General features: G+C 72.3%; 22 protein-coding genes. 2 read left to right on the top strand and 20 right to left on the bottom strand.

Annotation, left to right across the window (positions count from 1 at the left end; genetic code table 11):
* Positions 1-55: 55 nt before the first annotated feature.
* The 11 genes from NI26_RS05440 to NI26_RS05390 all read right to left on the bottom strand — a co-directional run bounded on the left by NI26_RS05440 (position 56) and on the right by NI26_RS05390 (position 10,267).
* Entirely contained in the window at positions 56-1,180 is a 1,125-nt protein-coding gene (locus NI26_RS05440; RefSeq protein ID WP_144411261.1) for a prephenate dehydrogenase, read from the bottom strand.
* A 20-nt stretch (positions 1,181-1,200) separates the two neighbouring features.
* Positions 1,201-1,956, bottom strand: coding sequence for a pseudouridine synthase (locus NI26_RS17155; RefSeq protein WP_066657976.1), 756 nt, complete (start codon positions 1,954-1,956; stop codon positions 1,201-1,203).
* A gap of 1,264 nt (positions 1,957-3,220) precedes the next feature.
* On the bottom strand, positions 3,221-3,907 hold the full coding sequence (scpB, locus tag NI26_RS05430) for an SMC-Scp complex subunit ScpB (protein WP_081984758.1): 687 nt from the start codon (positions 3,905-3,907) through the stop codon (positions 3,221-3,223).
* Positions 3,897-4,796 carry a segregation and condensation protein A gene (locus NI26_RS05425; protein WP_081984756.1) on the bottom strand — a complete coding sequence of 300 codons (900 nt, stop codon included), beginning with the start codon at positions 4,794-4,796 and terminating at the stop codon, positions 3,897-3,899. Before NI26_RS05425 ends, scpB begins: the two co-directional genes overlap by 11 nt.
* Complete coding sequence (locus tag NI26_RS05420) at positions 4,780-5,658, bottom strand: ParA family protein (protein ID WP_066653324.1); 879 nt, start codon at positions 5,656-5,658, stop codon at positions 4,780-4,782. The genes NI26_RS05425 and NI26_RS05420 overlap by 17 nt, the downstream gene beginning before the upstream one ends.
* 110 nt (positions 5,659-5,768) lie before the next feature.
* Positions 5,769-6,602 (bottom strand): SseB family protein, encoded by an 834-nt coding sequence (locus NI26_RS05415; RefSeq protein WP_081984754.1) that lies wholly within the window; start codon positions 6,600-6,602, stop codon positions 5,769-5,771.
* A 5-nt stretch (positions 6,603-6,607) separates the two neighbouring features.
* Complete coding sequence (priA, locus tag NI26_RS05410) at positions 6,608-7,354, bottom strand: bifunctional 1-(5-phosphoribosyl)-5-((5-phosphoribosylamino)methylideneamino)imidazole-4-carboxamide isomerase/phosphoribosylanthranilate isomerase PriA (protein ID WP_066653322.1); 747 nt, start codon at positions 7,352-7,354, stop codon at positions 6,608-6,610.
* A gap of 109 nt (positions 7,355-7,463) precedes the next feature.
* Positions 7,464-8,099: an imidazole glycerol phosphate synthase subunit HisH gene (hisH, locus tag NI26_RS05405; RefSeq protein ID WP_066653320.1), complete on the bottom strand. Its 636-nt coding sequence runs from the start codon at positions 8,097-8,099 to the stop codon at positions 7,464-7,466.
* Complete coding sequence (hisB, locus tag NI26_RS05400) at positions 8,096-8,698, bottom strand: imidazoleglycerol-phosphate dehydratase HisB (protein WP_066653318.1); 603 nt, start codon at positions 8,696-8,698, stop codon at positions 8,096-8,098. Before hisB ends, hisH begins: the two co-directional genes overlap by 4 nt.
* Positions 8,695-9,819, bottom strand: coding sequence for a histidinol-phosphate transaminase (locus NI26_RS05395; protein ID WP_066653311.1), 1,125 nt, complete (start codon positions 9,817-9,819; stop codon positions 8,695-8,697). The genes hisB and NI26_RS05395 overlap by 4 nt, the downstream gene beginning before the upstream one ends.
* Before the next feature lie 73 nt (positions 9,820-9,892).
* Complete coding sequence (locus NI26_RS05390) at positions 9,893-10,267, bottom strand: LysM peptidoglycan-binding domain-containing protein (protein WP_066653310.1); 375 nt, start codon at positions 10,265-10,267, stop codon at positions 9,893-9,895.
* 235 nt (positions 10,268-10,502) lie between these two features.
* Here NI26_RS05390 and lexA point away from each other — a divergent pair, with 235 nt between their 5' ends.
* Positions 10,503-11,147, top strand: a complete 645-nt coding sequence (gene lexA / locus NI26_RS05385; RefSeq protein WP_066653301.1) for a transcriptional repressor LexA — start codon at positions 10,503-10,505, stop codon at positions 11,145-11,147.
* Between the two features lie 195 nt (positions 11,148-11,342).
* Here lexA and hflX read toward each other — a convergent pair whose 3' ends face one another.
* Positions 11,343-12,881, bottom strand: coding sequence for a GTPase HflX (gene hflX / locus NI26_RS05380; protein WP_066657961.1), 1,539 nt, complete (start codon positions 12,879-12,881; stop codon positions 11,343-11,345).
* Between the two features lie 61 nt (positions 12,882-12,942).
* Between hflX and NI26_RS05375 the strand changes: the two genes are divergently transcribed.
* On the top strand, positions 12,943-13,557 hold the full coding sequence (locus NI26_RS05375; RefSeq protein WP_066653299.1) for a class I SAM-dependent methyltransferase: 615 nt from the start codon (positions 12,943-12,945) through the stop codon (positions 13,555-13,557).
* Positions 13,558-13,840: 283 nt separating this feature from the next.
* Here NI26_RS05375 and dapF read toward each other — a convergent pair whose 3' ends face one another.
* The 8 genes from dapF to NI26_RS05335 all read right to left on the bottom strand — a co-directional run bounded on the left by dapF (position 13,841) and on the right by NI26_RS05335 (position 20,959).
* The gene (dapF, locus tag NI26_RS05370; RefSeq protein ID WP_066653297.1) at positions 13,841-14,731 is read right to left on the bottom strand and encodes a diaminopimelate epimerase; all 891 of its coding nucleotides are present in this window, start codon (positions 14,729-14,731) and stop codon (positions 13,841-13,843) included.
* Positions 14,728-15,696, bottom strand: a complete 969-nt coding sequence (gene miaA, locus NI26_RS05365) for a tRNA (adenosine(37)-N6)-dimethylallyltransferase MiaA (protein WP_066653295.1) — start codon at positions 15,694-15,696, stop codon at positions 14,728-14,730. The genes dapF and miaA overlap by 4 nt, the downstream gene beginning before the upstream one ends.
* The gene (miaB, locus tag NI26_RS05360) at positions 15,683-17,176 is read right to left on the bottom strand and encodes a tRNA (N6-isopentenyl adenosine(37)-C2)-methylthiotransferase MiaB (RefSeq protein WP_066653289.1); all 1,494 of its coding nucleotides are present in this window, start codon (positions 17,174-17,176) and stop codon (positions 15,683-15,685) included. Before miaB ends, miaA begins: the two co-directional genes overlap by 14 nt.
* 61 nt (positions 17,177-17,237) lie before the next feature.
* On the bottom strand, positions 17,238-18,359 hold the full coding sequence (locus NI26_RS05355) for a regulatory protein RecX (protein ID WP_066653288.1): 1,122 nt from the start codon (positions 18,357-18,359) through the stop codon (positions 17,238-17,240).
* Positions 18,356-19,414, bottom strand: a complete 1,059-nt coding sequence (recA, locus tag NI26_RS05350; RefSeq protein ID WP_066653287.1) for a recombinase RecA — start codon at positions 19,412-19,414, stop codon at positions 18,356-18,358. Before recA ends, NI26_RS05355 begins: the two co-directional genes overlap by 4 nt.
* 257 nt (positions 19,415-19,671) lie before the next feature.
* A complete protein-coding gene (locus NI26_RS05345) occupies positions 19,672-19,896 on the bottom strand; it encodes a DUF3046 domain-containing protein (protein ID WP_066653286.1) in 225 nt (74 codons plus the stop codon).
* 65 nt (positions 19,897-19,961) lie between these two features.
* Positions 19,962-20,270 carry a helix-turn-helix domain-containing protein gene (locus tag NI26_RS05340; RefSeq protein WP_058742950.1) on the bottom strand — a complete coding sequence of 103 codons (309 nt, stop codon included), beginning with the start codon at positions 20,268-20,270 and terminating at the stop codon, positions 19,962-19,964.
* A 155-nt stretch (positions 20,271-20,425) separates the two neighbouring features.
* Complete coding sequence (locus NI26_RS05335) at positions 20,426-20,959, bottom strand: CinA family protein (protein ID WP_081985245.1); 534 nt, start codon at positions 20,957-20,959, stop codon at positions 20,426-20,428.
* Between the last annotated feature and the right edge of the window lie 37 nt (positions 20,960-20,996).

Below are 20,996 nucleotides of genomic sequence, written 5' to 3'. Positions count from 1 at the left end.
CCCTCGGGTCCCCCGGTGACGCCGGACTCGTCCAGGGTGACGTGCGTGTCGTCGTTCATGCCCATGCTGCTGCGATCCTCCATCCGCGCCCCTCGAGTTCCTCGACGAGTCGCTGTTCCTGCTCGGGCACGACCGACACCTCGACGATGCCGATCGGTGCGCCCGGTGAGTGCTCGAGGCGCATGTCCTCGAGGTTGATGCCGATCTCCCCGATGAACTGCAGGAGTGCGGCGATCTGCCCCGGGGTGTCGTCGACGAGGACGACCACCTGGGCGAAGCGCTTGGTCGTACCGTGCTTGCCGGGGAGCCGCTCGACCCCGCGGTTGCCGGCGGCGATGGTCTCGGCGATCGTCCGGGGTGACCCCTGGCCGTCCGGGTCGTCGAGCGCGCGGAGGACCCGGTCGAGGTCGTCACGCAGGTCCGTCAGCACCGGCCGGATGTTCGCGGCGTTCGCCCCGATGATCTGCACCCACAGGCCGGGGTCGCTGGCGGCGATCCGCGTGACGTCGCGGACACCGCCGCCCGCCAGGTCGAGCGACCCGTCGGGGGCTTCCTGCAGCCGTGCGGCCATCAGGGTCGAGACGAGCTGCGGCGCGTGCGAGACGTACGCGACGGCGAGGTCGTGGGAGTCCGGCTCCATCGGGACGACCGTCGCTCCCACGTCGAGGGCGAGGTCCTCGACCACCGCGGCACGCTGGTAGGAGATGGCGTCGTGGCCGGCGATCACCCACGGGCGTCCGACGAACAGGTCGGCCCGCGCCGCCGTCGGTCCGCTGCGCTCCCGGCCCGCCATCGGGTGCGACCCGATGTACCGGCTGACGTCGGCGCCCGATGCCCGCAGGCGTGCGAGCGGCCCGGTCTTCACGCTCGCGACGTCGGTCACGACCGCGCGCGGGAACGCGACGAGCTCACGCTCGACCACCGCTGCCACCACGTCCGGCGGGACCGCGACCACGATGAGCTCCGGCTCGTCGCCGTCGGCCGGTCGACGACCCGCGCCGTAGTCGACGGCGAGCGCCAGCGCGGCCGGTGAGACGTCGTCGAGCACGACGTCGACGCCCTTCTCGCGCAGGGCGAGCCCGATCGAGGCGCCGAGCAGCCCGGCGCCGACGACCCGCACGGGTCCGCGCAGCCGCCGGTCGATGTCCGGTTCGGCGAGCGGGGCGGGGGCGTCGGTCACGGGCCTCAGCCTACCGAGCGTCAGTCGGCAGCCTCCTCGTCGGCGTCGCCCGGTGCAGCACCCTTCGCGTCGCGGGCGATGCGGAGGAGCGCCCCGAGCTCGACCGTGGACAGCTCGCGCACCCTGCCGATCGGCAGCGATCCGAGCTGCAGCGGGCCGAACGACCGGCGCACGAGCTCGAGCACCGGGTGGTCGACCGCGTCGAGCATGCGTCGCACGATCCGGTTGCGCCCCGAGTGCAGGCTGATCTCGACCAGGGACTCACCGCGAGCGGACTCCAGCAGCCGGACCTTGTCCGCGGCGATCGGTCCGTCCTCGAGTTCCACCCCGTCGAGCAGCCGCTGCACCGTCGCCGGGTTCACGTTGCCCGCGACCTTGGCGATGTAGGTCTTCGTCACGCCGAACGACGGGTGGGCCAGCACGTGTGCCAGGTCGCCGTCGTTCGTCAGCAGGAGCAGCCCGGACGTCTCGGTGTCGAGCCGACCGACGTTGAACAGGCGCTCCTCGTACCGGTCGACGAACTCCGACAGGTCGCGTCGACCGCGCTCGTCCTGCAGGCTCGACACGATCCCGACCGGCTTGTTGAGCAGCACGTACCGCCGGGAGCTGTCGACCTGCACCGGCACGCCGTCCACCGCGATCGCGTCCGTCTCGGGGTCGACGCGGCGTCCGAGGGCGTCGACGACCTCACCGTTGACGGTGACGCGACCCTCGACGATCAGGTTCTCCGCGACCCGCCGGGACGCGATGCCCGCAGCGGCGATCACCTTCTGCAGACGCTCGCCGTCGGCCTGGAGGCTCGGGACACCCCCGGCGGACGCCCCTGCCTCGGTCGCGTCCCAGTCGGGGATGATCGGACGTTCGGGCGTGCCCTCCACCGGGACGCCGTGCTCGTCACGAGCGCCCTCCGGGCGCGGCGTCGTCCCGCGCTCCGCGCTGCTCGGCACGCGTCCCCGCGCGCCCGCGCCCGGCCGGTCACCGTTGCGTGCGGTGGTCGTGCCGCCGACGTAGCGACGGCCGTTGTGCCAGACGGTGCTCGGTCGGCCGTCGGGGGTTCGGCGGTCCTCGCGCGCTGGGTCACGGCGGTCGTCACGGCGGTCGTCCCGGCGGTCGGCGCTGCGGTCCGGTCGGTGACCGGCGTCGCGACGGTCTGCGCCGCGGCGGTCGTCCTCGCGGCCGCGGTACCCACCGCGCTCGCCACCGGACCGGTCGTCACGGCCGCGGTACCCACCACGCTCGCCACCGGACCGGTCGTCACGGCCGCGGTACCCACCGCGCTCACCACCGGACCGGTCGTCACGGCCGCGGTACCCACCACGCTCGCCACCGGACCGGTCGTCACGGCCGCGGTACCCGCCGGAGAGGTCGTCTTCGCGACGGACGAACCCGCCGCGGTCGTTGCTGCGCTGGTCGGTGTCGCGGCTCACGAACCGTCCGCGGTCACCACCGGATCGCTCGTCCCTGCCGCGGTACCCACCACGCTCACCACCCGAACGGTCATCGCGCCCGCGGTAGCCGCCCTGGTCCGAGCCGCCGCGGTACCCACCACGCTCGCCACCCTGCCGGTCGTCACGCCCGCGGTACCCGCCCTGGTCCGAGCCGCCGCGGTACCCACCACGCTCGCCACCCGAACGGTCGTCACGCCCGCGGTAGCCGCCCTGGTCCGAGCCGCCGCGGTACCCACCACGCTCGCCACCCTGCCGGTCGTCACGCCCGCGGTACCCACCCTGGTCCGAGCCGCCGCGGTACCCACCACGCTCGCCACCCGAACGGTCGTCACGACCGCGGTACCCGCCACGGTCACCACCGGCCCGGTCGTCACGCCCGCGGTCGCCGCCGCGGTCGCCACCCGTCGGACGCTCCTCGCGTCCGCGGTACCCGCCACGGTCCTCACCGGACCGGCCGTCCGCACGGCCGGGACCAGCGGCACGGTCGCGCCCCGCGCCTCCAGACCGGTCCGAGCCGGAGCGGCCGGAACCGCGACCGTACCCGCCGGAGCGTCCGTCGGATCCCCCTCGGGACCCACCTCGTCGTTCGTCCTCAAACGCGGCCATCGGGGATCCCTTCGTTGTGCCCGAAACCGTCCGCGCCGTCCTCCAGCAGAGGCGAGATCAGCGGCAGTTCGTCGAGCGAGTTGATGCCGAGCTGCTGGAGCAGCAGGTCGGACGTGACGTAGTTGACGGCCCCGGTCTCGGCGTCGGTGAACGACTCCTCGATGAGCCCCCGGGCGACGAGCGTGCGGACGACACCGTCGACGTTCACCGCTCGGATCGAGGCGATCTGCGACCGCGTGATCGGCTGCTTGTAGGCGACGACCGCGAGGGTCTCGAGCGCGGCCTGCGACAGTCGTGCCGGCCGCTCGGCCTCGACGAACTGCTCGACGACGTCGTCGAGCTCGCGCCGCACGTAGAAGCGCCAGCCGCCGCCGACCTCGCGGAGCTCGAAGCCGCGACGGACGGTGCCGTCGACACCGTCGAAGTCGGCGACGAGCCGCTCGATCGCCTGTCGGACGGCGGGCACCGGCGCGCCCACCGCGGCACCGAGCGACACGAGCGACTGGGGCTCGTCGGCGATCATCAGGATGGCCTCGAGCTGCCGGTCGACCGGCAGGTCCGGGTGCGGGGTGTGCTGGGCGTGCAGTTCCTGCTCGACCGCGCGGGCCTCGGCGACCTCGTCCGTTCCCCCGGGCTCGGCACTCGACGCGGCGGCACGTGTGTCATCCGTCATAGTCGGCTCCCAGGTTCGCGAGGCTCTCGTCGGACCAGTCCTCGGCGGTCCAGCGGAGTGTCAGCTCCCCCAGCGGTTCGAACTGCTCGAACGAGATCGACGCGTTCCGGTACAGCTCCAGGATCGCCAGGAAGCGAGCCACAACGATACCCGTCTCCGAGACGCCGGCCACCAGCTCACGGAACGACACGTCCTCGTCGCCGCGGGTCCGGAGGATCGACACGACGATCGCGGCCTGCTCCCGGATGCTCACGAGCGGGGCGTGCAGGTGGTCCAACCCCACGGTCGGGATCTCCCGCGGTGCGAAGGCCAGCGTCGCGATCGCGGCGAAGTCCTGCACCGACAGCGTCCAGACGAGCTCCGGCGTGCGGGCGCGGAACCGTTCCTCGAGGCGGACCTTGCGGACGTGCCGGCGGGACTCCTGCTGCCACCGTGCCCCGAACCACTCCGCGGCCTGCTTGAACGCCCGGTACTGCAGGAGACGTGCGAAGAGCAGGTCGCGGGCCTCCAGCAACGCCACGTCCTCGGCGTCGACGAGCTCACCCTGCGGGAGCAGCCCGGCGATCTTCAGGTCGAGCAGGGTGGCCGCGACCACGAGGAACTCACTGGCCTCGTCGAGCTCGTCGGCGGACTCGGCCTGGCGGACGTACTGGATGAACTCGCCGGTGACGGCGCCGAGGGAGACCTCGGTGATGTCGAGCTCGTGCTTCGTGATCAGCGAGAGCAGCAGGTCGAAGGGGCCGTCGAAGTTGCGCAGTCGGACCCGGAACCCCGGGGCGGTCGTGGTGCCCGCGGGCGCGCCGTCGACGGCGCCGTCGACGGCGCTGCGGTCGGCCGGCGTCGTCGTCGGGTCGGCCGACGACCTCGGTGGGTCAGGCGACGGCGCCACGCTCGACGAGCTCCCTGGCGAGCGCCCGGTACGCGTGCGCCGCGGCGTGCTCCGGCGCCGTCTGCGTGATCGGTCGCGCCGAGACCGTCGCGTCCGGGAACTTCACCGTCCGGCTGATGACCGTGTCGAGCACGTGGTCGTCGAAGGTCTCCACCACGCGCTCCATGACCTCGCGCGAGTGCAGCGTCCGCGAGTCGTACATGGTCGCGAGGATGCCGTCGAGCCGCAGCGCCGGGTTGAGCCGGTCACGCACCTTGTCGATCGTCTCGATGAGCAGCGCCACGCCACGCAGCGCGAAGAACTCGCACTCGAGCGGGATGAGCACACCGTGTGCTGCCGTCAGGGCGTTGACCGTCAGCAGGCCGAGGGACGGCTGGCAGTCGACCAGGATCAGGTCGTAGTCGTTCGACACCTTGCGGAGGACGCTCGCCAGGATCTGCTCGCGGGCGACCTCGTTGACGAGGTGGACCTCGGCGGCGGACAGGTCGATGTTCGCGGGGATGACGTCGAGCATCGGCACGTTCGTCTGGCGGATGACCTCGCGCGGGTCCTTCACGGAACCCATCAGCAGGTCGTAGACCGTGGGGACGTCGTGGGTGCGGACCCCGAGGCCGGCGGACAGGGCGCCCTGCGGGTCGAAGTCGACGGCGAGGACCCTGCGGCCGTACTCGGCGAGCGCGGCGCCGAGGTTGATCGACGTCGTGGTCTTGCCGACGCCGCCCTTCTGGTTGCAGAGCGCGATGATGCGAGCCGGGCCGTGGCCGTCGAGCGGCGCGGGCACCGGGAACTGCCGGACGGGCCGACCGGTGGGGCCGACCGGGGTCTGCTCGGAGCCGGGGGTGGTCGTCGGGTTCGTGCTCACCCGGTCATCGTACCGGCGTGGCGCCAGCGGCCCCGGTCGCACCGCCGCACGGGCCGCAGCGGGCGGGACGGCGCCGGGCCGTGCCTCCCGGCCGCACGGTCGGTCCTGCGTCAGGCGGGTCGCAGCGCCACGCGCATGCTGTCCACCCGGTCCGCGATCACGGCGTCCGCCGTCCACCGCTGCTGCAGCCGGCCGACGAGCGCCTGGACGGCAGCCTGGTCGAGCCCCGGGTGCAGCGCCAGCCCGACCGTCAGCTCGGCACCGGCGAAGCGTCCGAGGGGGTCGCCCGGCGACAGCTCGACGCGTGCGACGGCGGACTCGTCGACGACGGAGGCGGCGAAGGCCTGCCCGACCTCGGCGTCCTCGAAGCACGGCGTCCACGGCAGGTCCTGCCCGATCGCCCACACGGCGGGTCGACGGAGCACGAACTCGGTCGGCGCGGTCGGGTCCAGCACGACGAGCTGCGTCTCCTCGCTCGCCGCAGCCATCGCCACCCGGCGTGCGTCCGCGGGGACCGGTCGGGCGGTGGCGTCCCAGGACCGCATCGCCTCGGCGGACGTGAACGCCGGCATGACGCTGCGCCCGTCGGGGCCGGCGACGGTGACGATCGACAGCTCCTGGGTCTTGTCGACGAGCTTCCCGTCGGGAGTGTGCCCGACGTCACCGGCCTCGGCCACGAGCGGGATGAGCAGTCGTGCGCCACGCAGGGCCTCGACGACCTCTCGCTGCGACCCGCCCTGCTGCAGGGCGGTGATCGCGGCGACGAGCGCCGGGTCCGCCAGGCCGTCGTCGTCGGCGTAGACGTCGTCGTGGGCGTCGAAGGTCCGTCCCGCCCACGGGTTCCCCGCCGAGTCCGCGGCACCGCCCGGGGTGTGGGCGTCGTCGTGCGCCCCCGACGCTGGTGCCTCGGGCCCGGTGCCGCGACCGTTCGAGATGCCCGCCACGGTGCCTACTCCGAGGCGATGTCGAGGGCGGCCGGCAGCGTGAAGGCGCCGGAGTACAGCGCCTTGCCGATGATGGCGCCCTCGAGACCGTGCGGCACCAGCTCGCGCAGCGCTCGGAGGTCCTCGAGCGTCGAGATGCCGCCCGAGGCCACCACGGGCTGGTCGGTGCGGTCGCAGACCTCGCGCAGGAGCTCGACGTTCGGCCCCTGCAGCGTGCCGTCCTTCGTGACGTCGGTCACCACGTAGCGGGCGCACCCGGCGGCCTCGAGCCGGTCGAGCACCTCCCACAGGTCCCCGGCGTCCTCGGTCCAGCCGCGGCTCGCCAGCGTGGTGCCACGGACGTCGAGGCCGACGGCGATCTGCTCGCCGTACTCGCCGATGACGCGTGCAGCCCACTCGGGCTTCTCGAGCGCCGCGGTGCCGAGGTTGACGCGCGCAGCACCGGTCGCGAGCGCCGCCTCGAGCGAGGCGTCGTCGCGGATCCCGCCGGAGAGCTCGACCGAGACGCCCTCGACCTCGCGGATCGCCTTCGCGATGACCGCCCGGTTGTCACCGCGCCCGAACGCCGCGTCGAGGTCGACGAGGTGGATCCACTCCGCACCCTGGTCGCGCCAGGTGCGGGCCGCGGCGACGGGGTCGCCGTACGAGGTCTCGCTGCCGGCCTCGCCCTGCGTGAGGCGGACGGCCTGGCCGTCGACGACGTCGACGGCGGGCAGCAGGACGAGGGGCGGGGTCGAGGTGAGGTCGGTCATGGTCCTGTCGGTTCTCGGTGGGGTGTGGTGCGGCCGCCCCGGTGGATGCCACGGCCGGGAGGCGCGGCTCGCGTCCGTCAGGCGGTCGTGCGCCCGGTGGACGGCCGGGTCAGAGCGAGTCGACCCAGTTGCGGAGCAGCCGGATGCCCGGCTCCCCCGACTTCTCCGGGTGGAACTGCGTGGCCGTCAGTGGGCCGTTCTCCACGGCGGCGACGAACCGCTGCCCGTGCTCGGCCCAGGTCAGGCGCGGCGCACGGAACGGGCCGTAGGCGTCGAGCGGGAAGTCCGTCACGCCGTACGAGTGGACGAAGTAGAACCGTTCGTCGTGCAGGCCGTCGAAGAGCACGGAGTCCTCGGGGGCCTCGACCGTGTTCCAGCCCATGTGCGGCAGGACCTCGGCACGGATCTCCTCGACCGTGCCCGGCCACTGGCCGAGCCCCTCGACGTCCGCACCGCGCTCGACCCCGCGGGCGAACATGACCTGCATGCCGACGCAGATGCCGAGCACCGGTCGCCCGCCGGCCAGACGGTGGTCGACGATCTCGCCGCCGCGGACGCCCTCGAGCTGGTCGACGACGGCGGCGAACGCGCCGACACCCGGCACGAGCAGACCGTCGGCGCGGAGCGCGGCCTGCTTGTCGGCGGTCAGGGTGACGTCGGCGCCGGCGCGCTCGAGCGCCTTGGCCGCCGAGTGGACGTTGCCCGATCCGTAGTCGAGGACGACGACGTTCGGCTTCGCGGTCACAGCTTCCCCTTCGTGGACGGGATGCCGTCGACCCGCGGATCGAGCTCGACGGCGCGGCGCAGCGCGCGCGCGAAGGCCTTGAACTCGGCCTCGGCGATGTGGTGCGGGTCGCGGCCACCGAGCACACGGACGTGCACCGTGATGCCGGCGTTGAACGTGATCGCCTCGAACACGTGGCGCACCATCGAACCGGTGAAGTGCCCACCGATCCGGTGGAACTCGAACCCCTCGGGCTCACCGGAGTGCACGAGGAAGGGACGACCGGAGACGTCCACCACGGCCTGGGCCAGGGCTTCGTCGAGCGGGACGAGCGCGTCGCCGTAGCGGCCGATGCCGGCACGGTCGCCGAGGGCCTGCTTCAGGGCCTGCCCGAGCACGATGCCCGTGTCCTCGACCGTGTGGTGCACGTCGATGTCGGTGTCGCCCGTCGAGCGCACGCGGAGGTCGATGAGCGAGTGCTTGCTGAACGCCGTCAGCATGTGGTCGAAGAAGGGCACGCTCGTCGAGACGTCGGACGAACCGGTGCCGTCCAGGTCGAGCGAGAGCTCGATGCTCGACTCGCTCGTGCTCCGGCTGATCGAGGCGGTGCGGGCGGTCATGCGTCAACCCTAACCGGCGGCTGGACGGCGGCCACGCGGCGCATGGCCTCGAGGAACGCGGTGGTCTCCTCCTCCGTCCCCGCACTCACGCGCAGGTGGTTCGGGATGCCGAGGTCGCGCACGATGACGTCCTGGTCGAGCAGGGCCTCGAACGCCGCGTTCGGGTCGGCGACCCCGCCGAACAGGACGAAGTTCGACCAGGTCTCGTACGTGCGGTACCCCATCGCCCGGAGCTCCGTGACCATCCGGTCACGCTGCTGCTTGATGTCGTCGACCATCGCCAGCATCGCCGGGGCGTGCCGGAGCGCCGCCACCGCCGCCGCCTGCGTCAGCGCGGACAGGTGGTACGGCAGCCGCACCAGGCGGAGCGCGTCGACCACGGCGGGGTCGGCCGCCAGGTACCCCACACGGGCTCCGGCGAAGGCGAAGGCCTTGCTCATCGTGCGAGAGACCACGAGCCGCGGACGGCCGGGCAGCAGCGTGACGGCGCTCGGGGCGTCCGAGGGCATGAACTCGGCGTAGGCCTCGTCCACCATCACGATGCCGTCCGTTGCGTCGTAGGCCGCGCGGATCGTCTCGATGTCGAGCGGGGTGCCCGTCGGGTTGTTCGGGCCGCACAGGAACACGATGTCGGGTCGGTGCTCCCGGATGGCCGCGACGACCGTCTCCGGCGCGATGCGGAACTCGTCGTCGCGCTGCGCGGGGATCCAGCGCGTGCCGGTGCCGGACGCGAGGATCGAGTGCATCGAGTACGTGGGCGGGAACCCGAGCACCGACCGGCCCGGGCCACCGAACGCCTGCAGGAGCTGCTGCAGGACCTCGTTCGACCCGTTCGCCGCCCACAGGTGCGCAGGGGTGAGCTGCTGCCCGGCGGAGAGTCCACCGTTCAGGTAGCCCGCGAGGGACTCCCGGAGCTCGGTGAACTCGCGGTCGGGGTAGCGGTTCACGGTCGTCAGGGCCTGCCGGATCGAGGCGACGATGTCCTCAGCGACGGCCTCCGGTACGGGATGCGTGTTCTCGTTGACGTTGAGCTGGACGCGCACGTGCTTCTGCGGAGCCCCGTACGGGCTCTGCCCACGGAGGTCGTCACGGATCGGGAGGTCTTCGAGCGTGGTGTCCACCGACCCATCGTAGGCCGGGACCCCCGGACGGCGACCGGCCGTCCGGACGGTGGTCAGGCGAGCGCCGACCGGATCAGTTGCCCGCGGTGTACTTGACCGGGATCGCGATCTGCTCGCCGGCCTGCAGCGTCGAACCGTCGAGGGCGTTGAGGCTCACGACGTCCTGCACGAAGTCGCGGGGGTCGGCCTGCGGCGCGGTTTCCTCTGCCAGCTGCCACAGGGTCTCACCCGGCTGCACGGTGACCGTCTCGAAGTGCACGGGAGCACCGGCACGCGAGGAGTCGCCGGCAGAGGCCTGTCCACCGTTCAGCACGGAGAGGGCGACGACGAGGAAGACCGGGAGGGCCGCGACGGTCGTCAGGACGATGCGACCGCGGCGCGTGATGCGCAGGCGGGTACGGACGGCGGGCGTCGCGGTGCGCTGGTCAGCGATGGCGATGGTGCTCATGTCGTTCTTGCCTTCCCGTTCGGAGGAACCGAAGTCGTGTACCGAACATAGTTTCGAATGCGACCTCGCACAAGTCCCAGGAAGAGGTTTGTGCGGGATGTTCTGCCGACACGCTCGAACAGGTGTTTGTCCGGCCCGGAGCGGTCGGATACTGTTTCGATCGACTGGGACGAGTCAAGCGGGGACCACTGACATTCCTGCCCGACCGCCCGGCACCGACGAAGGGCGAGACGACGTGGCGGACGAACTGCGGGTCCAGAAGCCGTTGACGGCGAAGCAGCAGGCGATCCTCGACGCGATCCGCGCGTCGATCGCCAGCCGGGGCTACCCGCCGAGCATGCGGGAGATCGGCGACGCCGCAGGCCTCTCCTCGCTCTCGAGCGTCTCCCACCAGCTCGGCCAGCTCGAGCTCGGCGGCTGGATCCGTCGTGACCCGAACCGTCCGCGCGCGCTCGAGGTCCTGGTCGACGAACCGACCCCCGACGTCGAGACGCCCGACGTCGACGCCACGACCCTGGTCCCGCTCGTCGGCCGGATCGCCGCCGGTGTGCCGATCACGGCCGAGCAGCACGTCGACGAGATCGTCCCGCTCCCCCGGCAGCTGGTCGGCACGGGTGACCTCTTCATGCTCAAGGTCGTCGGCGAGTCGATGATCGACGCAGCGATCTGCGACGGCGACTGGGTGGTCGTCCGGTCGCAGCAGACCGCGGACAACGGGGACATCGTCGCCGCGATGCTCGACGAGGAAGCGACCGTCAAGGTCTTCCGCCAGCGCGACGGCCACACGTGGCTGCTCCCGCGCAACTCCGCGTTCGAACCGATCCTCGGCGACGCGGCCACCGTCCTCGGCAAGGTCGTGGCGGTCTTGCGCTCGATCTGACGCCGGAACAACGCGGAGCAGCCCGCGCCACGGAATCCCGTGGCGCGGGCTGCTCCGCGTTGTGCGAAGTCACGCCGCACCGTCCGACGGCGCGACGTGAGCAGGCGACCGCACCGTACCGCCCAGGGGCCGGACCGGCGCGCCGGACCCGACCCGTGCCTCCCGGCCGGGGGTGTGGCGCGACCGTCTGCGGGACTACGCCGTCGCGACCGGCGTGACCACGTACGGGTCGAGCTCCGCGACCTGGCGCTGGAAGACGCGCACCCGCAGGCGGGTGCCGTCCTCGACGTAGTCGGTCGTCTCGACTGCTCCCGCGTCGTGCAGTGACGACACCAGGTCGCCACGGTCGTACGGGATCACCACCGTCAACTCGACGTCCGGTTCTGGCAGCCGTGCCTCGATCGCGGCGAGGAGCTCGGGCACGCCCTCGCCCGTGCGGGCGGAGACGAACACCGCGTCCGGCACGAGTCCGACCAGCACGAGTCGCTGCGCCTCGTCGATGAGGTCCGCCTTGTTGAACGCGACGACCTCGGGGATGTCCCGCGCTCCGACGTCACCCATGACGTCTCGGACCGTCGCGAGCTGCGCGGCGGGGTCGGGGTGCGACCCGTCGACCACGTGCACGATGACGTCGGCCTCGCCGACCTCCTCGAGCGTGGAGCGGAAGGCCTCGACCAGCTGGTGCGGCAGGTTCCGCACGAAGCCCACCGTGTCGACGAACGTGAACTCGCGGCCGGCGCTGCTCTCGGTCCGGCGCACCGTGGCGTCGAGGGTTGCGAACAGCTGGTTCTGCACCAGGACGCCCGCGCTCGTCAGGCGGTTCAGGAGCGAGGACTTCCCGGCGTTGGTGTACCCGGCGATCGCGACGCTCGGCACCTCGTTGCGGTGCCGGTCGGCGCGCTTGGCCTCCCGAGCCGGTCGGAAGCCCGCGATCTGACGGCGGAGCTTCGACATGCGCGTGTTGATGCGCCGGCGGTCGAGCTCGATCTTCGTCTCACCCGGACCACGGGACCCCATGCCGGCACCGCCGGAGACCTGACCACCGGCCTGGCGGGACATCGACTCACCCCAGCCGCGCAGACGCGGCAGCAGGTACTGCAGCTGGGCCAGCTCGACCTGGGCCTTGCCCTCGCGCGTGGTGGCGTGCTGGCTGAAGATGTCGAGGATCACGGCGGTCCGGTCGATCACCTTCACCTTCACGACGTCCTCGAGCGCTCGGCGCTGGGAGGGGGCGAGCTCCGTGTCCGCGACGACCGTGTCGGCGCCGGTCGCCTTGACGACCATGGCGAGCTCCTCGGCCTTGCCCTTGCCGAGGTAGGTCGCCGGGTCGGGGTTGGGCCGGCGCTGCAGGAGCCCGTCGAGGACCACGGCACCGGCGGTCTCGGCCAGGGCGGCGAGCTCGCGGAGGGAGTTCTCGGCGTCCTGGGCGTCGCCCTGGGGGTACACGCCGATCAGCACGACCCGCTCGAGCCGGAGCTGCCGGTACTCGACCTCGGTGACGTCCTCGAGCTCGGTGGAGAGCCCGGTGACGCGCCGCAGGGCGGCGCGGTCCTCGCGCTCGTACTGGTCGCCGTCGCCGGACCAGCCGTGCTCGTCGACCGATCGTGTCTGGATGGCCTGGGCCGGAGCGAAGATCGCCGACGTGGCCCGGGTCTCGGCATTGCGGAGGACGCGTTCCACGACACCCTCGGCGCTGTCGTCGGATCGTCCGTCGTTCATGGTGGTTTCCGTCATCTTCTCCACAGGGTACCGCCGCCACGCCCGGGACACACGGGCTCGCCGGTACGGTTCTTCCATGGCGAACGAGCACTACTTCTCCGCGAACCCCTCGTCGGAGGCCCGTGAGCGACAGGTGCACGTCACGCTCGCCGGACGGTCGCTCACGCTGTCCACCGCCGCGGGCGTGTTCAGCCCGGACGGTGTCGACCGCGGCACCAGGGTGCTGCTCGGGTCCGTGCCGCCGCCCGCGCCCGAGGGCGACCTGCTCGACATCGGCTGCGGGTGGGGGCCGATCGCGATCACGATGGCGCTCGAGTCGCCGGACGCCCGGGTCTGGGGCGTGGACGTCAACGAGCGGGTCCTCGGTCTCGCGCAGCGCAACGCCGTCGCAGCCGGGGCGTCGAACGTCACCGTCGGGCTGCCGGACGAGCTCCCGGCGGACCTGCGCTTCCGCACGATCTGGTCCAACCCGCCGATCCGGGTGGGGAAGGACGAACTGCACGCCATCCTGCTGACGTGGCTGCCCCGGCTCGAGGTCGGCGGGGACGCTTGGCTGGTGGTGTCGAAGGACCTCGGCGGGGACTCCCTGCAGCGGTGGCTCGGGGACGCGCTCGGGGACGGGTTCGCGGTGTCGCGGGCCACGACCGACAAGGGCTTCCGCGTGATCCGGGTCCGCCGGACCGCCGAGTAGCCCGGGGCAGGGCGCAGGCGGCGGGTCGGGCTGCGCTGGGCTGCGCCCGTACCCGCGCGAGACGCCGGCGTCGACGCGAGACGCATCCGGACAGCCGAGACGCCGCCGAGATCGACGGCGTCTCGCACGCATGACGGCGTCTCGAGGACACGCCGGCGTCTCACGAGCACACCTGCGCGTCGTCTCCGCCTCGCCGTCCCACTGGCACGACGGCGTCCCGCTCGCGCCGGCACGGCGGCAGCGCGGTACCGCGGCACCGCGGCACCGCGCCACCGCGGCAGCGTCAGACGGTCAGGTCCCCGGAGAACACGAGCTCTGCCGGACCGGCCAGCGCGACGTGCTCGCCGTCCTCCGCCGCGAACATCCGCACGGTGACGACCCCGCCCGGCACCCGCACCCGCCAGGTGTCCGGCGCCGAGGGCCCCGCCCAGTACCGCGTCGCGAGGGCGGCCGCGACCGCACCGGTGCCGCAGGACAGCGTCTCGCCGCTCCCCCGTTCGTGCACGCGCATGGTGATCTCCCCCACGCCGTCCTTGACGAGGGGGTCACCGGGCAGCACGAACTCGACGTTCGCGCCCGCTGCGGGCGCCGGGTCGAGGACGGGGACGTACGTCAGGTCGACCTCGGCGAGCTCGTCCTCGGTCGCCACGGCCACGACGACGTGCGGGTTGCCGACGTCGATGCCGAGTCCGGGTCGTGCACCGTCGAGCTCCTTCGCCCGCACGGTGACGTCGTTCGCCCCGCCGCCCTCGATGCCGAGGCCCCAGCGCCCGAGGTCGGCCGAGAAGCCGTTCGTGGTGCGCTGGACGTCGACGAGCCCCTTGCGGCTGCCGACCGTGAGCGTCTCCCCCGGCGCGAGGTCGACGAGCCCGGACTCGGTCAGGTACCGCGCGAAGACGCGGATGCCGTTCCCGCACATCTCGGCGACCGAGCCGTCGGCGTTGTGGTAGTCCATGAACCAGGTGGCGGCGGGTTCGACGGCGACGAGCGTGCGCCCCTCGGGGATCGCCTCCGACCGGACCGCCCGGATGACACCGTCGGCGCCCACGCCGAAGCGGCGGTCGGCGATGGCCCGGATGCGCTCGGGGGTCAGGTCGACCGTTGCGTCGGGGTCGGCGAACAGGACGAAGTCGTTGCCCGTCCCCTGGCCCTTCGTGAAGTGCAGCTCGGTCACGGCACGATCCTACGGGCCGCCGCATGCAGCCCCGCGACGTCGGCGCCGCTGACGTCGATCACCTCGGCGTCGTACCGCTTGAACCAGGACACCTGTCGCCTGGCGTACTTGCGGGTCGCGACCGCCGTCGCCTCCACCGCCTCGGCCGTCGTCGCTCGGCCGTGCAGGACGTCGAGCGCTTGCGAGTACCCAATCGCCGCGCGCGCCGTGCGTCCCTGCTCCAACCCCTCCGCGCGGAGCGCCTCCACCTCGTCGACGAGGCCGTCGGCGAACATCCGCTCGGCCCTCGCGTGCAGGGACGCGACGAGCCCGCTGCGCTCGCGGTGCAGGTGCAGCACCCGAGCCGGTCGCCATGCGCGGGGCGCGGCCGGGAGGCGCGGGGTCACGACCTCGGACCGGCTCGCGATCTCCACGGCCCGGATGAGCCGCCGAGGGTTGCGGGAGTCGACGTCGGCTGCCGCGGCCGGGTCCAGGGCGCGCAGGCGCGCGAGGAGGGCGTTCGGCCCGTGCTCGGCGTGCTCACGCTCGAGCTCGGCGCGGAGCTCCGGGTCGGTGCCGGGGAAGGCGAGGTCGAACAGCACCGCCGACACGTAGAGCCCGCTGCCGCCGACGAGCACCGCGGTGCCGCCGTGCGCGGTGATCCGTTCGACGTCCGCACGGGCGTCGCGCTGGTAGGCCGCGACGCTCGCCTCGTCGGTCACCGCGAGCACGTCGAGCTGGTGGTGCGGGATGCCCCGCCGCTCCGCGACCGACAGCTTGGCGGTGCCGACGTCCATGCCGCGGTAGAGCTGCATGGCGTCGGCGTTCACGACCTCCGCGGGACGGCCGCTCGCCCGCAGCCGTTCCGCGACGGCGAGGGCGACCTCGGACTTGCCGGTGCCGGTCGCACCGACGACCGCGATCAGGTCGGGGGTACCGTCGTGGCGCGGCCCGACCGCCGCGAGCGGCCGGTCAGCGTCCGACACGGAGGCTCGGCAGCCCGAGCGAGACCGGACGGGGCCCGGCGCCCGGGGCGGACGGGGTCGGCACACCGCAGCTCTCGGCCTGCGCACGGTCCCAGGCGTCACCGGCACGGGTCCGACGGATCCGCAGGGGGCCCTCGTTGTCGGCGATCAGGAAGTGCGGGGCTGCGCGCGTGATCTCGACGGTGACGACGTCGCCGGGACGCGGGACGGCGGAGCCCTGCGGCACGGCGAAGTGCACGAGGCGGGAGTCCTCGGCGCGGCCGGACAGGCGGTGGGTGGTCTCGTCCTTCTTGCCCTCGCCGGTGGCGACGAGCACCTCGACGCTCCGACCGACCTGCTTCGCGTGCTCCTCGGCGGTGATGCGGTCCTGCAGCGCGATGAGCCGGTCGTAGCGTTCCTGCACGACCTCCTTCGGCAGCTGGTCCGGCATCATCGCCGCCGGCGTGCCCGGACGGATCGAGTACTGGAACGTGAAGGCCGAGGCGAACCGCGACTGCTCCACGACGCGCAGGGTGTCCTCGAAGTCCTCGTCGGTCTCACCGGGGAACCCCACGATGATGTCGGTGGAGATCGCGGCGTCCGGGATCTTCGCCCGCACGCGGTCGAGGATGCCGAGGAACCGTTCACTCCGGTAGCTCCGACGCATGGCCTTGAGCACCCGGTCCGATCCGGACTGCAGCGGCATGTGCAGCTGGGGCATGACGTTCGGGGTCTCGGCCATGGCGTCGATCACGTCGTCGGTGAACGCGGCCGGGTGCGGGCTCGTGAACCGCACGCGCTCGAGGCCGTCGATCTGACCGGCGGCCCGGAGCAGCTTGCCGAACGCTTGACGGTCGCCGAACTCCACGCCGTAGGAGTTGACGTTCTGCCCGAGCAGCGTCACCTCGATGGCTCCGTCGTCGACGAGCGCCTGGATCTCGGCGAGCACGTCGCCCGGACGACGGTCCTTCTCCTTGCCACGGAGCGACGGGACGATGCAGAAGGTGCAGGTGTTGTTGCAGCCGACGGAGATCGACACCCAGCCGCTGTGCGTGGAGTCGCGCTTGGTCGGCAGCGTCGACGGGAACACGTCGAGCGCTTCGAGGATCTCGATCTGCGCCTCGTCGTTGTGCCGAGCCCGCTCGAGCAGGGTCGGCAGCGACCCCATGTTGTGCGTGCCGAAGACGACGTCGACCCAGGGCGCCTTCTCGAGGATGACGTTCTTGTCCTTCTGCGCCAGGCACCCGCCGACGGCGATCTGCATGCCGGGGTGCGTGCGCTTGATGCCCGCGAGCTGCCCGAGGTTGCCGTAGAGACGGTTGTCCGCGTTCTCGCGCACGGCGCAGGTGTTGATGACGACCACGTCAGCCTGCTCGCCGTCCGACGCCACGTACCCGGCCGCCTGCAGCGACCCGCTCAGGCGCTCCGAGTCGTGGACGTTCATCTGGCACCCGTGGGTGCGGACCTCGTAGGTTCTGGGGCGGGCTTCGACGGTGGCCATGATCGTCCCAGTGTAGGTCGACCGCGGCGTCCGCAGGACGGCCGTCGAGCCCGCCGCCGCGCTACTCGAAGCGGACGGTGCCCCCACCCGAGGGCGAGCGTCGCGGCGGACCGTCGAGCGCCCGCTCCACCGCGATGCGGACGACTCCCGAGCCGTACCCCTTGCGCATCAGGAAGCCGCTCAGGCGCCGCTCGGCAGTCGCACGGTCGAGCCCACGGAGTTGGCGTGCACGCTTCTCAGCGAGCTCGATCGCGCGGACGAACTCGTCGTCGGCGTCGTCCTCCGCGGCCTCGAGCGCCGCGTCGATCGCCGCCTGGTCGATGCCACGGCGTCGCAGCTCGGCGACCACGCCCTGGCGACCGAGGCCCTTGCGCTCGTGCAGCCGGTCCACCAGGTCGGTGGCGAAGGCCACGTCGTCGAGCAGGCCCACGCGCACCAGTCGGGCGACCTCGTGCTCGACGACGTCGTCGTCGAGGTCCTGCTTCGTCAGCAGCTGCCGCATCTCCGACTCGCTGACCCCCTTGCGCCCGAGCGCGCGCATGCTCACGCGCTCGGCATCGGCGCGCTGCTCGTCGAGCGGTCGTGGGGCGTCGGCCGGGTCGATCTCGTCACCGCTGGCGATGGCGAACACCGATGCGCTCGCGGCGTCCGCGGTGTCGTCGTCGTCGTACCCGTGCTGCTCGGCGCGTGCACTCCGACCGGAGCCGTCGCCGACGACCGGCGACACCCACTCCGCCTCGGACTGCTGTCCGCGGAAGGGGATCGCGGCCGGCACCGGCGGGTCGTCCTCGACGGGCGTCCCCGTCGCCGACCCCGAGCCGGCGGACTCGTCGTTCACCGCGGTGGTCGGTGCCCGGCCGAACCGCCGTTCGTCGTCACCGAGCACCATCGACTCGGGCGCCCAGCCGTCGTCGGACGACCCGGTGCCGCCGGGAACGCCACGCTCCGCGCGCGGAGCCAGATCGACCGGGCTCAGGCTCGGCTCGATGGGGTTCGGCTCGACCGTGCCCGGCCCGACCGTGCCCGGCCTGACCGTGCCCGGCTCGGCCGCGCCCGGCTCGACCGGGCTCGACCGGACAGGTTCCGGCTCCGCCGGCGGGGTGCGTCGACCACGACGGGCCCGCGCACCGAACAGGTCGGTGACCGGTGCGAGGCCCTCGTCGTGGTCGTCTGCGCCGGTCACGCGCCCTTGCGCTCCGCCAGCTTCGGCGCGATCGACTCGACCGGAGCATCGGCCTTGGCGCCACCGACGCCGAGCTTCGCGAGGATCTTGCCCTCGATCTCCGCCGCGATGTCCGCGTTCTGGATCAGGAACGAGCGCGAGTTCTCCTTGCCCTGCCCGAGCTGGTCGCCGTCGTAGGTGTACCAGGCACCCGACTTCTTCACGATGCCGTGGTCGACACCGAAGTCGAGCAGGGAGCCCTCGCGCGAGATGCCCGTGCCGTACAGGATGTCGAACTCGGCCTGCTTGAAGGGCGGAGCCATCTTGTTCTTCACGACCTTGACGCGGGTGCGGTTGCCGACGGCGTCGGTCCCGCTCTTCAGCGTCTCGATGCGACGGATGTCGAGGCGGACCGACGCGTAGAACTTGAGCGCCTTGCCGCCGGCGGTCGTTTCGGGGCTGCCGAAGAACACGCCGATCTTCTCGCGCAGCTGGTTGATGAAGATCATCGTGGTCTGCGTCTGGTTCAGGCCACCGGCGAGCTTGCGCAGGGCCTGGGACATGAGGCGCGCCTGGAGACCCACGTGCGAGTCGCCCATCTCGCCCTCGATCTCGGCACGCGGCACCAGGGCGGCGACCGAGTCGACGACGATCAGGTCGATCGACCCCGAGCGGACGAGCATGTCGGCGATCTCGAGCGCCTGCTCACCGGTGTCGGGCTGCGACACGAGGAGGGCGTCGATGTCGACACCGAGCTTCTTCGCGTACTCGGGGTCGAGCGCGTGCTCCGCGTCGATGAAGGCTGCGATGCCACCCGCGCGCTGCGCGTTCGCGATGGCGTGCAGCGTCAGGGTCGTCTTACCCGACGACTCCGGGCCGTAGATCTCGATGATGCGGCCGCGCGGGAGGCCGCCGATGCCGAGTGCGACGTCGAGCGCGACGGAGCCGGTCGGGATGGTGGCGACCGGCGCGCGCTCGTCCGAGCCGAGACGCATGACCGTCCCCTTGCCGAACTGCCGGTCGATCTGGGCGAGTGCGGTCTCGAGGGCCTTCTCGCGGTCTGCGGGTGATGGCATGGGGTGCTCCTTCGTGCTCGGTGTCGGCCGCCTGTAGGCTGTCGCGTCCACCCCAGCCGGTGGTGCAGGGCTGGTGTTCGGCGACAAGGCTTCGGGCTGTTCCCGATGACCTCGAACCTAGGGCGGGCCACCGACATCACTGCCTGCGACCGCGCGACCTGTGGACGATGGTCCGGGACAGCGCCGATGTGCAGGAACCTAGCACCGATCGAACACGCGTTCGAGCAACACGCCGAACACAGTTTCGGACGACGGCGTCAGTCGCGCGGCTCCGCCAGGCCCTTGCCGTGCCGCTTGTCCAGCGGGACGTCCTGGGAGTCACAGAGTGCTTCCCACACCCGCCTGGCGTCGATGCCCGCGTCGAGCGCGTCCGCCGCCGAACATCCACCGAGCTCCTCGAGCACGACGTCGCGGGACACCACGGCGCCGTAGGCCTCCCCGAACACCTGGTCGACGGCTCGCCAGAACTCACTCACGCGCATCGGTCCAGCGTAACGACGAACGCCCCCGCCGGCGGACCGGCGAGGGCGTTCGAGGGGGTGGTGCGTCAGCGCACCGCGAGGTCGTTGTCGAACTCGGCGACGAGGTCGTCGGGCAGCGTGTCGGGGACCGGGGTGAGCCCCTCGACGACTGCGAGACGGTCGCCCACCTCGCGCATGATGGTCGAGATCGGGGTGTCGAGGGCATCCGCGACCGAGGCGAGGATCTCGGAGCTGGCCTCCTTCTGCCCACGCTCGACCTCACTGAGGTACCCGAGCGCGACACTGGCCTTGGATGCGACCTGACGGAGGGTCCGGCCCTTCTGCAAGCGGAAGTCCCGAAGCACGTCGCCGATCTCCTGACGAACGAGAACCATGTGGACTCCTCCTTCCTGTCGTCTCCGCGCCCGCCCGGTCCGGGTGACCTGGGGTCGGGTTCAGCAACAGTAGCGTTGCCGTTCGCAGCATGCTAACCACGCCGGCTGCCGTCCTGCTGGAGATTGCGTGGGATGTAACCCAGTGGCAACAGGACCTATTCCCCGCTGTCGACCTCGGTCGTCATCCGTGCCAGGAGTTCGGAGACGGTGGCCGAGCGGATTGCTGCCCGGTCCCCCTCGAGGTGCAACTCCGTCGCGACACTGCGTTCCGCGGATGCGATGCCGACGAAGACGGTGCCCACCGGCTTGCCGTCCTGCGGGTCCGGTCCGGCGACGCCGGTCGTGCTGATCCCCCACGTGGCGGGGACGCCGTCCACCGCCAGGGCCGTCCGGACGCCCGAGGCCATCTGCCGTGCAACCTCCGGGTCGACCGCGCCGTTCGACGCGAGTAGGTCGGCGTCGACCCCGAGCACCGTCGCCTTCACCGGCGTGGCGTAGGCGACCACCCCGCCGCGGACGACGGCGCTGGCCCCGGGGACGCCCACGAGCGTCGCGACGACGAGTCCGCCCGTGAGGGACTCGGCGACCGCGACGGTCTCGCCCCGGGCGGTCAGGACACCGACGAGCGCGCGCGCGAGTTCCTCGTCCGACACCGACCCCGACTGCGACCCCGACTGCGACCCCGGCATCGACGACCGACCCGTCGGACCGGCGGCCCCGGTACCG

Origin of the sequence: Curtobacterium sp. MR_MD2014 (assembly GCF_000772085.1) — a bacterium.
In the GTDB taxonomy this organism is placed as follows: Bacteria; Actinomycetota; Actinomycetes; order Actinomycetales; family Microbacteriaceae; genus Curtobacterium.
Note: the sequence above shows the minus strand (reverse complement) of the source record. Positions and strands in the feature narration are given on the sequence as shown.

What these genes read in the sequence shown, in the direction of transcription:
- scpB (WP_081984758.1), bottom strand. Translation starts at nt 3,907, where the DNA reads ATGACGGATGACACACGTGCCGCCGCGTCGAGTGCCGAGCCCGGGGGA.
- priA (WP_066653322.1), bottom strand. Translation starts at nt 7,354, where the DNA reads ATGACCGACCTCACCTCGACCCCGCCCCTCGTCCTGCTGCCCGCCGTC.
- hisB (WP_066653318.1), bottom strand. Translation starts at nt 8,698, where the DNA reads ATGACCGCCCGCACCGCCTCGATCAGCCGGAGCACGAGCGAGTCGAGC.
- NI26_RS05390 (WP_066653310.1), bottom strand. Translation starts at nt 10,267, where the DNA reads ATGAGCACCATCGCCATCGCTGACCAGCGCACCGCGACGCCCGCCGTC.
- hflX (WP_066657961.1), bottom strand. Translation starts at nt 12,881, where the DNA reads ATGACGGAAACCACCATGAACGACGGACGATCCGACGACAGCGCCGAG.
- NI26_RS05375 (WP_066653299.1), top strand. Translation starts at nt 12,943, where the DNA reads ATGGCGAACGAGCACTACTTCTCCGCGAACCCCTCGTCGGAGGCCCGT.
- miaB (WP_066653289.1), bottom strand. Translation starts at nt 17,176, where the DNA reads ATGGCCACCGTCGAAGCCCGCCCCAGAACCTACGAGGTCCGCACCCAC.
- recA (WP_066653287.1), bottom strand. Translation starts at nt 19,414, where the DNA reads ATGCCATCACCCGCAGACCGCGAGAAGGCCCTCGAGACCGCACTCGCC.
- NI26_RS05345 (WP_066653286.1), bottom strand. Translation starts at nt 19,896, where the DNA reads ATGCGCGTGAGTGAGTTCTGGCGAGCCGTCGACCAGGTGTTCGGGGAG.
- NI26_RS05340 (WP_058742950.1), bottom strand. Translation starts at nt 20,270, where the DNA reads ATGGTTCTCGTTCGTCAGGAGATCGGCGACGTGCTTCGGGACTTCCGC.
- NI26_RS05335 (WP_081985245.1), bottom strand. Translation starts at nt 20,959, where the DNA reads ATGCCGGGGTCGCAGTCGGGGTCGCAGTCGGGGTCGGTGTCGGACGAG.